The 13,549-nt window shown below is 41.8% G+C and carries 12 protein-coding genes; 1 reads left to right on the top strand and 11 read right to left on the bottom strand.

Features of this window, described 5'->3' with window-relative positions; translation table 11 throughout:
• Positions 1–3: 3 nt before the first annotated feature.
• From ACSR9O_RS11865 to spoIIQ, 4 genes are all read right to left on the bottom strand, one after another.
• Positions 4–843 (bottom strand): flagellar hook-basal body protein, encoded by an 840-nt coding sequence (locus ACSR9O_RS11865; protein ID WP_260358782.1) that lies wholly within the window; start codon positions 841–843, stop codon positions 4–6.
• Between the two features lie 284 nt (positions 844–1,127).
• Positions 1,128–2,129 (bottom strand): rod shape-determining protein, encoded by a 1,002-nt coding sequence (locus ACSR9O_RS11860; RefSeq protein ID WP_101223816.1) that lies wholly within the window; start codon positions 2,127–2,129, stop codon positions 1,128–1,130.
• 307 nt (positions 2,130–2,436) lie between these two features.
• Positions 2,437–2,709 carry a sporulation transcriptional regulator SpoIIID gene (gene spoIIID, locus ACSR9O_RS11855; protein ID WP_034315767.1) on the bottom strand — a complete coding sequence of 91 codons (273 nt, stop codon included), beginning with the start codon at positions 2,707–2,709 and terminating at the stop codon, positions 2,437–2,439.
• A gap of 435 nt (positions 2,710–3,144) precedes the next feature.
• Positions 3,145–4,152 (bottom strand): stage II sporulation protein SpoIIQ, encoded by a 1,008-nt coding sequence (spoIIQ, locus tag ACSR9O_RS11850; protein ID WP_491724437.1) that lies wholly within the window; start codon positions 4,150–4,152, stop codon positions 3,145–3,147.
• A gap of 122 nt (positions 4,153–4,274) precedes the next feature.
• Here spoIIQ and ACSR9O_RS11845 point away from each other — a divergent pair, with 122 nt between their 5' ends.
• The gene (locus tag ACSR9O_RS11845; RefSeq protein WP_101223818.1) at positions 4,275–4,700 is read left to right on the top strand and encodes a VanZ family protein; all 426 of its coding nucleotides are present in this window, start codon (positions 4,275–4,277) and stop codon (positions 4,698–4,700) included.
• A gap of 19 nt (positions 4,701–4,719) precedes the next feature.
• Here the strand turns inward: ACSR9O_RS11845 and spoIID are convergent, their stop codons facing one another.
• From spoIID to nuoL, 7 genes are all read right to left on the bottom strand, one after another.
• A complete protein-coding gene (gene spoIID, locus ACSR9O_RS11840) occupies positions 4,720–5,757 on the bottom strand; it encodes a stage II sporulation protein D (protein ID WP_230176120.1) in 1,038 nt (345 codons plus the stop codon).
• Between the two features lie 205 nt (positions 5,758–5,962).
• Complete coding sequence (gene murA, locus ACSR9O_RS11835) at positions 5,963–7,264, bottom strand: UDP-N-acetylglucosamine 1-carboxyvinyltransferase (protein WP_098371638.1); 1,302 nt, start codon at positions 7,262–7,264, stop codon at positions 5,963–5,965.
• A gap of 32 nt (positions 7,265–7,296) precedes the next feature.
• Positions 7,297–8,046, bottom strand: a complete 750-nt coding sequence (locus ACSR9O_RS11830; protein WP_230176119.1) for a YwmB family TATA-box binding protein — start codon at positions 8,044–8,046, stop codon at positions 7,297–7,299.
• 158 nt (positions 8,047–8,204) lie between these two features.
• The gene (locus tag ACSR9O_RS11825; protein WP_101223821.1) at positions 8,205–8,447 is read right to left on the bottom strand and encodes a DUF1146 family protein; all 243 of its coding nucleotides are present in this window, start codon (positions 8,445–8,447) and stop codon (positions 8,205–8,207) included.
• 149 nt (positions 8,448–8,596) lie between these two features.
• The gene (nuoN, locus tag ACSR9O_RS11820) at positions 8,597–10,123 is read right to left on the bottom strand and encodes an NADH-quinone oxidoreductase subunit NuoN (RefSeq protein ID WP_491724436.1); all 1,527 of its coding nucleotides are present in this window, start codon (positions 10,121–10,123) and stop codon (positions 8,597–8,599) included.
• A 3-nt stretch (positions 10,124–10,126) separates the two neighbouring features.
• Positions 10,127–11,650 carry an NADH-quinone oxidoreductase subunit M gene (locus tag ACSR9O_RS11815; RefSeq protein ID WP_491724435.1) on the bottom strand — a complete coding sequence of 508 codons (1,524 nt, stop codon included), beginning with the start codon at positions 11,648–11,650 and terminating at the stop codon, positions 10,127–10,129.
• On the bottom strand, positions 11,647–13,518 hold the full coding sequence (nuoL, locus tag ACSR9O_RS11810; RefSeq protein WP_491724434.1) for an NADH-quinone oxidoreductase subunit L: 1,872 nt from the start codon (positions 13,516–13,518) through the stop codon (positions 11,647–11,649). The genes ACSR9O_RS11815 and nuoL overlap by 4 nt, the downstream gene beginning before the upstream one ends.
• Positions 13,519–13,549: the final 31 nt, after the last annotated feature.

Raw genomic sequence — 13,549 nt, 5'->3', positions numbered from 1 at the left:
CAATTAAAGCCTGCCAACCTCATTGACTGCTTTATCCAAACTTTTATCATAGGCTTGAAGAACCTTCTGATTCGCTTCAAAAGAGCGGTATGCCGACATCATTTCTGTCATCGTTCTCGATTGGTCAACATTGGAGCCTTCAAGAAAGCCTTGCTTAGTAGAAAAACCGACATCTGCAGCCACGTATGCGCTAGGTAAATCCCCATCATTCACAGCCTTATATAGGCCTTCCCCATCCTTCATGAGCTGTAATGACGGAGCATTCGAATAACCGATGCCCATACGTGCGGTTTGAACATTTCCTTCTAAAATAACACCGTTTTCCGCTACTGTGAACTGATCGCTATCAAGCTTGATCTTTTCATTATTTTCGTTCAATACATAATGACCCGAAGGCGTGGTCAGATAACCTTGCCCATCCAGGGTGAAACTGCCGTTACGCGTATAACGGATAGCACCATCCCCATCCTGGACAGTAAAAAACACCGATCCTTGCCGACCCGTTTCTTCATTGATCGGCAGATTGTCATCAACTAAGGAAATATCCGTATTAAGCTGAGTTTCCTCCAATGTACCCTGGGTAAATAAAGGATTCGCCTCCTGTACGTAAACACCCGTACTGAGCCCTCCAACCTGGGATAAGTTAGTCATGTTCAATTTGTTCTCCGTAGGAACCGTTTTACCACCTATGTTGCTTATGAGCATTTCCGGAAAAGACCTTACGCTCATTTGATCCGCTTTATACCCTGTTGTATTCGCATTGGACATATTGTTTGTGAGCAATTCTGTGCGCCTTTGCTGTGTAAGCATCCCGGAAGCAGCCGTATAAAAACCTCTTAACATCTTCTTCACTCCTCAATCTACATAATTTATTCCGTTCGATTTCTCATATCTATCTTATCGGACATGAACATCAGTATGTTAAGGAAAAGGAAAAGGAAAAGCATTAGGCAGAAGAATTTGTCTATATCGTAGGCAAGGTCAAATTTAAAGGAATGGTGTTAAATTTTCGACTAAAAGAAGAGGGCCTATTGCTCATCAGTACTAGAACTGCACGACTTTCACTATGCCTCACGTTTGTCTGAACCTTAGACCCCTATCTTATGATGCGGATTTCCATCCGCTTTTTAGTTGAATTTGTGCCGTGGCAATTTATCCATATTATCAAGCATGATACCGGTTCCGATTGCTACACAATCCATTGGCTGCTCGGCAACGAGTACTGGGACCTTAAGCTCTTCGGCAAGAAGTAAATCAATCCCGTGAAGCAATGCTCCCCCGCCTGTTAAAATGACGCCGCGGTCGATGATATCAGCAGAAAGTTCTGGCGGCGTCCGCTCAAGTACGCTTTTTGCAGCTTGTACAATGATGGAAACCTGCTCGCGGAGAGCCTCCTCAATTTCTTCTGAATTGACCGAAATGGTTCTAGGCAATCCCGATACCATATCGCGCCCACGGATATCGATGACTTCATTACGAGATCCAGGGAAGACGGTCGCAACCTGGATTTTAATGTTTTCCGCTGTACGTTCACCAATGAGGAGCTTATACTTCCGTTTGACATAATTTAAAATTTCATTATCGAATTTGTCACCGGCCATTTTGATAGAAGAAGATGTAACGATATCCCCCATTGAAAGAACGGCAATATCCGTTGTACCTCCGCCAATGTCCACGACCATATTGCCGCTTGGTTGAAAAATATCCATGCCGGCACCGATTGCAGCCACTTTTGGTTCTTCTTCAAGGAATACTTTCTTTCCACCGCTTTTTTCGGCAGCTTCTTTAATCGCCTTTTGTTCGACACTTGTTATGTTGGTCGGGCAGCAGATTAAAATTCTAGGCTTTGAAAGGAAGCCTTTCACATTCAATGTATTGATAAAATGCTTAAGCATCGATTCTGTTACATCAAAATCCGCAATGACACCGTCTTTTAAAGGTCGGATTGCGATGATGTTTCCTGGAGTACGGCCTACCATTTTACGAGCTTCCTCACCGACGGCAAGAACACGGTTCGTATTCTTATCAATCGCAACTACCGAAGGCTCATTTAACACAATTCCTTTACCTTTGACATGTATAAGAACATTGGCTGTTCCAAGGTCTATCCCAATATCTCTAGCAAACATTTCTTAAATCCTCCTTGAATATCCTCACATATAACCTACTTCTGTCCTAATTGTTTATTTTACCATATTGCATTGACACAAGTAAGTATGAATTATAAATAAACACTAATATAGACTATTATTTCCTAATTTGCCAATATGTAAAAAAATCCGGTGCCTTATGTACTACATTTCCTTATTTCCCCATAAAAAAATCCCGGCATGGAACCGCAACAAGGTTGAGAAAAGAGCTGACACTCACTTTCATGTCCCCTCATTCATTACCCGATTGCCCGATTCACTTCCAATTGCCGGAATGATTCAAGTATCATTTAACGATTTCTTCTTCTCTTTCAGAACGTTTATATTTTAATTTTGTCGCTTCTCCGCCTCTAAGGTGACGAATGGATTTATGATAATCCAATATATCCTTCACTTCGTTAGCCAAATCAGGATTAATTTCTGGCAGCCTCTCAGTTAAGTCTTTATGCACTGTGCTTTTAGAGACCCCGAACTCTTTTGCAATGACGCGGACTGTTTTTCTAGTTTCCACGATATACTTTCCTATCTTGATAGTTCTTTCTTTGATGTAATCGTGCACACCACTCGACCTCCCCAAATTGGATGTGAGAAGTGTGAAATGAGATTCGTATTTTTCGAATCGAATACCGCTGCCCTATAAACAATGAAAGATAGAATTATTCACCTATTAGATAATTTGTAATAAACGATTCCTCACCTCAAACACTCTCTTTGCATGGTTTATAACATCTTATTAGCTTGGTTAAGAATATATGCCTAATGGGACAGGAGGTTTGGATTTATTTATGATTTTCATCTGTTTCTTTTCCTTAAGAGCAAATTATTTCCCGAGAAATTTGTCAGAAATTCAAAGGTTTCAGCATATTGTCCAATATTTCCTCGAAAGAAAAAAAGGAAGCCGTTCAAAGTGAACGGCTTCCTTTTACCAAATTTTCAGTTGTTGTCATTCGTAACGTTCTAGGTTTTTGTTTTGATTTTATTAAAAATCTTAATTTTAATTAGATTGATTTAACGAATCTTTTAAGGAATCGCTTTCTTCAGTTGTATCTTCACCAGGGACAGAGCCTTCCTCATCAGTGCCATTCTCTAAATCAGTGCCCTCTTCAGATTCGTCAACTGCAGGAGTTTCTTCTGTGCCAGTTTCAGACTCTTCGACTGCAGGAGCTTCTTCTGTGCCAGTTTCAGACTCTTCGACTGCAGGCGTTTCTTCTTTATCAGCTTCAGATCCTTCGACTGCAGGTGTTTCTTCTTTATTACCTGAATTTTCAAGTTCACTGCCCTCGGCTTCAGTTGCCGATTGGATCGCAGAAGCTTGTTTATCAACAAAATCAAGTGGGTTTAACGCAATGTTATCTTTTCTGATTTCGAAGTGGACATGTACGCCAGCCTCTTCATTGATTTGGCTTTTTCCAGCTGTAGCAATTGCTTGTCCTTGTTTCACTTTGTCACCGACTGCAACCTTAATGTCTTTAACAGATTGATAACGGGTAACGACACCATCTTCATGCTCAACTTCAACTAAATTTCCAAGCAACGCATCGTCTTGAACTTTCGTTACATTTCCACTTAAGGAAGCTTTTACATCGAAAGACTTTCCATCTTCCATTGCAATGTCTATACCTTTATTTTGCTCATATCTATTGTTGTAGAAAACCAATGCTTCTTCTTGTGCCTTTTCATCCGCATTCACATCATAAAACTGTTTCTTGATAACCGTTTTATCTGCATTGGCTACAGGCATCTTGATTGTCTCAAGATTACTATTAACCTCTACAGAAGGCTCACCATAGTTTTTTCCTGTTTCAGCTGATTCCTCATTGCCATCTTTAGCTGAATCATTAAAACTATTTTGTAATAAGAAGGCCGCGGCTAAGATTATGGCTGCACTTGCGATATAGATTGCTGATAATGCCCAACGTTGTTTTAGTATACGTCGGATTGTGGAAGTTGGTTTCTTTTCTTCCTCTCTCATATTAATCACCTCAGCAATCATTCTGAACATTTTGCCAAGATTATATACATTCAGGAAAAAATTTTTTTAGATTTATTTTGTGGAAATGAAACCGATTTTATTCGCAGAATGGTAAAATGTTTGATATCTTACTGTTGAAGGATGTTTAAATCATGAAAAAAGCTTTTAAACTTGTGTTAACGTTATTGCCTTTCCTATATATGATTGCCATTTGGATAATGTCGAGCAACCCCGATGATATGATTCTTGATCTTCCCTCATCCTCAATTGACCGATTTATCAAAGAGGCACTTCATCTGGTCGAATTTGCCCTTTTGTATATATTATTAGTTTCGGCCCTTGCCGCAAACCAAAAAATGAAAGCAGGTTTAAGCCTGTTGGCTGCCCTTGTAGCTTGCCTTTACGGTGTTATTGATGAATACCACCAATCTTTCGTCCCATACCGCTCCTCTACCTTAATAGATGTCATTAAGGATATCATTGGAGTGGCTGCAGTCTATTTTCATGTCCAATATCATTATTTCAAGCGTAAACGGGGCTTTTTGACGATTATAGAAAAATTAAACGAAAAAAAATGAGAGATGGGATCCCCATCTCTCATTTTTTTGCCGTCATCGTATTCAGCCACTTACTTGAAGACTGAACTTTGACGCCTTTATAATAATATTTAACGATGTCTTCATAGGTTTTTCCTTCCCTGGCCATGCCATTAGCACCGTACTGGCTCATTCCAACTCCGTGTCCGGACCCTTTTGTCGTGATGACAATCTGGTTGCCTTGACGCTCCCAGTCAAAATCGGATGATGTCAGCCCGAGCTTCTCACGAATCTGTTTTCCTGTCATTTTCTTTCCTCCGATTTCCACTACACCTACGCGATTACCCGATGTTCTTTCAATGACAGTCCCTATAGATGTTCCCGAAGAAAGACTTACACCCAGCTTTTTTTCAAAATCTGCAGTATCGACGACAACTTTATTATAAAATTTTGGTGATTCTTCTTTATCCCATGGACTGGATACACTTTTTAAATAGGGAAATTCAGCTTGCCAATAGTCCTCTGAATTCTCCGTATAGCCATTGCTGGTCGAAAAAAAAGTGGCAGTAATCGGTTTTCCTTCATAGGTTAAGATTTGACCGGCCGTTTCCTTTATAGCCTTGTTGATTTTTTGCATCTTCGATTTATAATCAGAGCCCCACTGTTTTTTCAGCTCATCATTATTCTTATAAACTTGGTGCATGACCGTATCGCTTACATCGGCACCTTCAGGCAAGCCTAATCGACTTTCGCTTATGAGCTGATTGACAATGTAGGTTCTCGCTGTCAATGCTTGTGCCTTCAGCGCTTCTTCTTCAAAATCTGCTGGCATTTCAGCTGCAACCACACCAGTCAAGTACGATTCAATCGGCAGTTTTTCAATCTTTTTTGCAGATGTGCGGTAAACGGCAACTTCTACGGAACTCATTTCATTTGCAGCTACCTCTTTACCCTCATTCTTCACTTTCTTTTCCAACTCTTCGGTCAATTGCCCACTTGTCTTTTCATTTGAAAATGGAAGCACAAGCACTGCTGGAATCATGATAATTACGAATGCTACTGCTATGAATAGTACGATCATCGGTTTGATTGCTTTCAAATTCCTGAGCCTCCCTACACTTGTTTTCTCTGCCGTAAATCGCATTCAGCAGGTATCATCTTTACATAACAAATGTATGTCGAAGGACAAGCTTTTATGAATAGAAAAACGACAACTATTTAACTGTAGGCGATGAACCAGGAACAAGACAAAAAAAACCATTCACGGTTCAATGACTCGAACGTGAATGGTTTTATAAGCTAACTTATGCGTTTAAATCTGCGATTTTTTTTGTTTCAGCAGGTACATCTTCGTTAATACGTTCCACATCAGCACCTAGAGACGCCAATTTACCATGGAAATTCACGTACCCTCTGTCAAGATGCTTCAATTCTGTAACACGTGTAATGCCATCTGCAACCAATCCAGTCAGGATGAGCGCTGCCGCGGCACGTAAATCTGTTGCAGCTACTTCAGCACCTTGAATGTTAGTTGGTCCGTTAACGATAACGGAACGACCTTCTATTTTAATATTGGCATTCATGCGACGGAATTCTTCAACATGCATAAAACGGTTTTCGAAAACGGTCTCCGTAATCATGCTTGTTCCTTCAGCACGAAGTAGTAATGCCATCATTTGCGATTGCATATCAGTCGGGAAACCAGGATGTGGCATTGTTTTGATATCAATGGCCTTCAAGGTTTTTGGACCGATAACGCGTAATCCATCTTCTTCTTCAAGAATTTCAACACCCATTTCCTCCATTTTGGCAATAAGGGAAGTAAGGTGTTCAGGTACAGCTCCTTGAACAAGAACATTGCCGCCAGTAAGAGCGGCCGCAGTCATGAATGTACCAGCTTCGATACGGTCAGGTATAATCGTATGTTCAGTGCCATATAATTTATCGACACCTTCGATTCTCATCGTACCAGTACCGGCACCTCTGACTTTGGCACCCATTTTATTAAGGAGATTCGCAAGATCTACAATTTCAGGCTCTTTGGCCACATTTTCAAGAATAGTTATACCTTCAGCAAGTGTTGCTGCCATCATGATGTTTTCAGTGGCACCCACACTCGGGAAGTCAAGATACACTCTTGCACCCTTAAGTCTGCCTTCAACCTCGGCATCAATGAAACCATTGCCGACCTTCACTTTTGCTCCCATCGCTTCAAAGCCCTTTAAATGCTGGTCGATAGGACGTGATCCGATGGCACAGCCACCAGGAAGAGCAACTCGGGCCCGGCCATTCCTTGCTAGTAATGAGCCCATCACTAAAACGGAAGCTCTCATTTTGCGTACATATTCAAATGGTGCTTCTTCTAATAACTCTCTTGATGCATCTACAGTTACTTGATTGTCATGAAAGGCAACATCTGCATTTAAGTTGCGCAATACTTCATTGATTGTATATACATCGGAGAGCGTAGGAACATCTTTAATGATACTTTTCCCATCACTTGCTAATAATGTTGCAGCGATAACTGGCAAAACGGCGTTTTTAGCACCTTCTACTTTAACTGTCCCGCTAAGCCTTTTTCCGCCGCGGACGATGATTTTTTCCAAAAGTATTCCCCTCCGCGTCCATTTTCTCTATATTAATATTCAAACGTTATGATTGGTGTGCCAACTACAAAGTTCGTTCGGTCACCCAATCCTTCTGTCCGTAGCCCAAACTGCAAATTTAATTTTTCTTTTGTCAAAGGTTGTTTAAACAATGTTGAATGTGCAGATATAGATGTAAAGTTTGTTTCATGCACACTCTCAATTTCCCTTGCTTGGAACATATCTAACAGGTCTTCAGTTTTAGAGCTTAAAACCGAATCCATATTATCATTGATAGACCCTTTAATACAAGAAAAAATTGAAGGAGTTCCTATAAATAGGTCATTCACCCTGTTTTGGAACGTAGCAGTAAAAAATGCCGCATTGGCTTTCTTCCACTTTTTCCCCTCCACTTCGTAAATAACATAGGTAACTTTATCAAATTTCTCTTCCGTTGTCATTATTTTGATAGACTCGGTCAGACCTGAATCGACATTGTAAGTTAACGCCTCTGCCTTCCAGCCGGAAGCATCATCTTTCCGGTGCCATTGAAATTGAGGGTATTTTCGTTTTAAAGCTGTAACTTCGTTTTCAAACTCTTGTTTAGTTGTAATCTCTTTATTTATTTCTCTAGTGAGTACAGACCAATCGCCTATGTCTAAATCTTTATCTTTTTGTAACAGTCCCACCAATTTAACTATATCTGGTTTGCTTTCTGCCACAATCGTACTATTCCCTATTAAAATCACCATCAAACCGAGAAATACTATGTATGATAACATTTTTTTGTTTAAATTAAACATGTTAAATCCCTCCCCTTTTACACATTCTTTCCATAAGGAGAGAGATCATACTTCGAGTTTTCCGACAATTGGTGACAACTTCCCCTTATACTGGCAGGAAGCAAAAGCGAATACAAGAGTAGAATCATATTTTGCTATAAGAAAATTCTTACAGCATATCAGTCATTACTAAACATATACGGAAGTTGATTTGCAAATCCCAGGTAGTCGAGGAAGAAATTACTTACAACTGAACCGATGGCAACCGTTAATAAAATATATAAAACCCTTGCCTTGATGACAGAATTGGATCTTAATATTTTATCAAAATGTAATGCCTGGAGAGCCCACCAGGTAACTGCGATGAAAAACAAGTGTGCAATTATTCCTGTTAAAGCCTGCTGTCCCATTGCTGAAAACATGTACATACCTCCTAAAAGACACCCGAATTCTATTCTAACACAAAACCCCTTCATATTTGGAATTTAAAAGGAAGAATTGCAAAATATCTTTTTAAAACTGTAAATAGAGGCTTGATCCAATGGAACAAGCCTCTGATACAGGCATTATATCATTTACTTGAAATAAAGTCTGTAAATTCGCCAAATTGATCATGAATAAAATCAAAGGCAATATTGGGCGCCACCCCGAAAAGTATGGTGCCTATTACGCAAATGATCAACACAATGTAAAGACCCGGACGGATTTTAATGACCTTCTCTGAATGAATCGGTCTGAAAAAGACCTGAACCAATAAGCCGAAATAATACACATAGGATACAATGGTACCTGCAATCATGATTCCCGCAAGGACAAAATGTCCAGGCTCCGTTATGAATGTTCCAAGAAAAATATTAAGTTTGCCAATGAAACCTGTCGTACCGGGGATTCCAGCAAGCGACAGGATAAATACGGTGAATGCCATGGCAAGATAAGGTGATTTCCTCCCCATTCCTGCAAGAATGCTAATATCTTCTGACCCACTTTGGCTGGATAGAAGCTGAATGACTGCGAATACACCGATATTCATTAATACATAAGCCATCAGGTAAAACCAGACAGTATCCAGGAGAAAATATCCCCCGCCCAATGTGGCCACTGCTACAAGCAGGTAACCCGCATGGGCGATGCTTGAATAAGCGAATAATCGTTTTAAATTTTGCTGCCTTAACGCAACCACATTTCCAATGATGATTGTCAGGCCCGCCAACGAAGCTATATAGATATTATTTTTTTCCAAAAAGTCGAGCGCTCCGAACGTATCACCGGAAGCTGTTAGGAACAATGAGAGAAAAATGCGCAGGATGATGACGAAACCCGCCATTTTCGAAATTACACTCAAGAAGGCTGCGACCGGTGTCGGTGCCCCCTCGTACACATCCGGCGCCCACATATGAAATGGAGCGGCAGCTATCTTGAAGGCTATACCTACAAACACCATGAAGAAAGCGAGGCCCATGATGTATTGCAGCTGTCCGTCCGTCATCGCAGCCATCGTCCGGCTCATTTCGCCTAGATTGACGGAACCGGTCACTCCATATAAATAGCTCATCCCAAATAAAGTGATCGCTGTGGAAATGCCTCCGTTTATTACATACTTCATGGACGCTTCGTTGGACTTCCGATCATGCTTGCGTATTCCGACCAATATATAAGATGAAAGTGAAAGCAGTTCCAGTCCAACGAACAGCGTTATCAAATCACCGCTTGAGGACATGACCATCGCTCCAAGCAAAGCGGTCAGGAACAGATAATAAAATTCCCCCCGGTGCTCCCGCAGCCCCTCTTGCGGTTCATATCCTTCAGCCAGAAGGATGATTAGGGCCGCTCCTAATAACAGCAGCAGCTTAAAAGCTTTTGCAAATGAATCCAAACGAAACGTATCGGATAAGATACTGACTGTCTCAAAGGATAGCAGGCTAATCAGTGACAAACATGCTAAAATGATTCCGGTTAGCGCGAGCCATGCCAGTTTTCTCCGATTAAAGTGCTTTGGCCAGAATAAATCCAATATCGAAAGAATCATGGTTGTTCCAAGGATGATGAATTCTGGCATCATCGCTCCCCAATCATAAGAAAGCATCGTGTTCCAATCCATCCTTCATCGCCCCCCTAGAGCAAGCATCATGGCTTCAATCGTTCCTTGAAGAGGCCCGCCTAACAAATTTGGGTATACCCCAACAGATATTATCAAAGCGAGAAGAACCAACGCGGGAAAAAACTCCCAGCCCCTTAGGTCCCATTTCTCTTTTTCTATCAAGCTATCATTTTCCCCGAAAGTCATCTGCATGACCGCCCTCAATACATAAACAGCGGTTAAAACCAGCCCGATCACCCCAATTGTCGCAAGCAACGGCTGACTCTTGAATAAGCCAAGAAATACCATGAATTCACTGATGAAGCCCGACATGCCAGGCAAACCGAGTGAAGCCATCCCGCAAGCTAACATAAACCCTGAAAAAATCGGCATCGACTTGGCCAGCCCCCCAAGCTTAGGAAGCATCGTGGTTCCCGTACGCTCATACAACACTCCCACCAAGAAAAACAACAAAGCAGCAATTAACCCGTGTGAGATGACTTGAAAAATAGCTCCCTGAATGCCCGCTTCATTCAAGGCTCCCAGACCCATCATGACGATACCCATATGTGAGATTGATGAGTAGGCTAAAACGAGCTTGAAGTCCGTTTGTACCAAAGCTAGAAATGCACCATATAAAAAACTGAGGACCCCAAATAGGACAATGGTAAAGGCCAAGCTTTTATATTGTTCAGGAAATATCCCCATTCCAAACCGGATGATTCCGTACGCCCCTATTTTCAATAGGACACCCGCATGTATCATGACTATGGATGGAGGTGCTTCTGCATGGACCCGCACCATCCAGCTGTGAAAGGGAAAGACGGGCAGCTTTATCGCAAATGCTACGAGAAAGGCGAGACATAAACCATATTTCATCGAACCGGATATTGGTGCAAAAAGTGAAACACCGCCCATTGTCATCATCTGTGTCAATGCTGCAATGTTGGTCGTACCCGTCCTGGCAAACAAAATCAAAATAGCCACTAATAAAACAGCCGAACCAATGCCATTATAAATCAGAAAACTATAAGAAGCTTTCTCCCTCTCCAGGAAGCCCCATCTGCCAATTAAAAAGAAAGCAGGAATCAAAGTCATTTCAAAAAAGATGAAAAAAAGGATTAAATTTTCTGCGGTGAAGACACCGAGCATCCCAATCTCCAGGATCAAAAATAACAAATAATACCCTTTCCATTCCTTTTTTATATAAATGGATGCGATTGCGGCCAGTGTTGAAATGATTGTTGTCAGTAATATGAAGATGAGACTTAATCCATCCAGCCCCAACTCAAAGTCAACCGTGAAGAGCTTGGGATCATACATCTCCAAATTCCCAAACCTGATCCAATTCAACTTAATGTCGAATAAGGATAGGGCCACACCCGAATAATATTGACTGCATAGAAAGAACGATATGAAAAGAGGAGGCAGTGTTCCGAAAAAGCCAAATTGTTTAATCGTCCTTCCCTCTTTTTTTGGCATGAGGGCAACCATCACTATGCCCAGCAGCGGTGAAAACACTAAAAGCGAGAGCAAATAGACATTCATCTTAGATACCCCCCAGTTACTGCAAAAATCACCAACAGTACCGCAAGTCCCAGAAAGGCTATCATGCCATATTGCTGTACCTGTCCTGTTTGCAGTTTAGACCCTATTTTTCCTAATCCTTCTATCGAACTTGTTACAGTGGAAACCAGGCCGCCGACAATGAACCTTTCCATATAAGATAGGAATATACTAAAGCCCTTGACTGCATAGCCTGCAGTGTAATAGTAAATCTCATCAATATAATACTTATTTTCCAAAACCCGATATACCCCGGAGTTTTCTTTGACAAGCCAGTCCGGAGGTAACTTCTTTTTAGCGTATATCATATAAGCAAGGTATATCCCGGCCAGCGATACAAGCACGGCCAGCAACATTATCCAAACGGGTCCCTCACTATGGCTGGCGCCTAGAGCAGCTTCATTTCCCTCCACAAGCCACTCCCCAAGGAAAGTTCCAAACCACGGTGTTTGGATATACCCGCCGATTACAGCAAGCAAAGCCAATGCGAGCATGGGAATTAGCATGATGGAAGGTGATTCCTTGACCTGTTTTACTTGACTGCGCGAATCGCCTGCAAACATCATGAAAAACAGCCGGAACATATAAAAAGCAGTTAAAAAGGAGGTAACCACCGCTAGACCAAACAATATATAACTACCATTCTCCCAGGCTGCCATTAGAATTTCATCTTTACTGAAAAAACCTGAGAGTAACGGAAACCCCGATATCGCCAACGTGCCAGTCAAGAACAGCGGCCCAGTCCAATTCAACTTACCCCATAGGCCGCCCATCTTTTCCATATCCTGTGTATGTATAGCGTGAATAACACTGCCTGCTGCCAAAAACAGCAATGCTTTAAAAAAGGCATGGGTCATTAAATGGAACACCCCGGCCACATATCCCGAAGTACCCAAAGCAAGCATCATAAAGCCAAGCTGAGAGATTGTCGAATATGCCAATACACGCTTAACATCCTTTTGCACGATGGCAATGCTTGCGGCGAATATGGCTGTAATTCCACCTGTTATCGCTACGACCTGCATCGCAGCAAAACTTGCCATGAATAGCGGAAACATGGCCGCCACCAGGTAAACCCCTGCAGCAACCATGGTTGCTGCGTGTATCAATGCGGAAACCGGAGTCGGTCCTTCCATTGCATCCGGAAGCCACGTGTGAAGAGGAAATTGCCCAGACTTCCCAACCGCTCCGATAAAAATCAAAATAGCGATTAAAGTCAGTTTTTCGCTTGATATCATGCCCGATTGAACGGCTTGAAAGATCTCTCCATATTCAAAGCTGCCTGTTTCCCAGAATAGCAGAATGATGCCGATTAAGAGCCCTACATCCCCAATCCTGGTCATGATGAATGCCTTCTTCGCTGCAGCCTTAGCTTCATGTTTATAAAAGTAAAACCCAATGAGCAGGAAAGAACCCACCCCGACCAATTCCCAGAAGATATAAAGTTGTAATAAATTGGGTGCCATGACAAGTCCAAGCATGGCAAAGGTGAAGAAGCCCAGATAAGCATAAAAAATGGAGAATCGCACTTCACCCTTCATATACCCCTTCGAATATATCTGGACAAGCAGGCTGACAAGGGAAACGACCACAAGCATCAAGGCATTAAGCTGATTGATTTCGAATCCAACTGAAAGTTGCGTCCCCCCGAAGGAAAGCCAATCTATCGATATATTATAAGTAGGTTCTTTAAATCGTTCCATCAGGACGAGCAACGATAAAACAAACGAAGCCAATGTACATATTATTCCTATAAATGCCCCTCGTTCCCGCAACCGCCCGCCTGATAGAAGCAGAACCAGAAACGTGACGAGTGGAAAGACCGGTATGAGCCATGCGTACTCCATCATCGTATCAAATCCCCTTCTTCATTTATATAAA

It is taken from the genome of Peribacillus sp. B65 (assembly GCF_058513295.1).
The sequence above is the reverse complement of the archived record's forward strand: the minus strand, read 5'-3'. Positions and strand labels throughout refer to the sequence as shown.

Coding starts and splice junctions, on each gene's coding strand:
- ACSR9O_RS11845 (WP_101223818.1), top strand. CDS start 4,275: ATGAAAAAAGCTTTTAAACTTGTGTTAACGTTATTGCCTTTCCTATAT.
- ACSR9O_RS11825 (WP_101223821.1), bottom strand. CDS start 8,447: ATGTTTTCAGCAATGGGACAGCAGGCTTTAACAGGAATAATTGCACAC.
- ACSR9O_RS11865 (WP_260358782.1), bottom strand. CDS start 843: ATGTTAAGAGGTTTTTATACGGCTGCTTCCGGGATGCTTACACAGCAA.
- ACSR9O_RS11815 (WP_491724435.1), bottom strand. CDS start 11,650: ATGAATGTCTATTTGCTCTCGCTTTTAGTGTTTTCACCGCTGCTGGGC.
- ACSR9O_RS11860 (WP_101223816.1), bottom strand. CDS start 2,129: ATGTTTGCTAGAGATATTGGGATAGACCTTGGAACAGCCAATGTTCTT.
- ACSR9O_RS11830 (WP_230176119.1), bottom strand. CDS start 8,046: ATGTTTAATTTAAACAAAAAAATGTTATCATACATAGTATTTCTCGGT.
- spoIIQ (WP_491724437.1), bottom strand. CDS start 4,152: ATGTTCAGAATGATTGCTGAGGTGATTAATATGAGAGAGGAAGAAAAG.
- nuoL (WP_491724434.1), bottom strand. CDS start 13,518: ATGATGGAGTACGCATGGCTCATACCGGTCTTTCCACTCGTCACGTTT.
- nuoN (WP_491724436.1), bottom strand. CDS start 10,123: ATGGATTGGAACACGATGCTTTCTTATGATTGGGGAGCGATGATGCCA.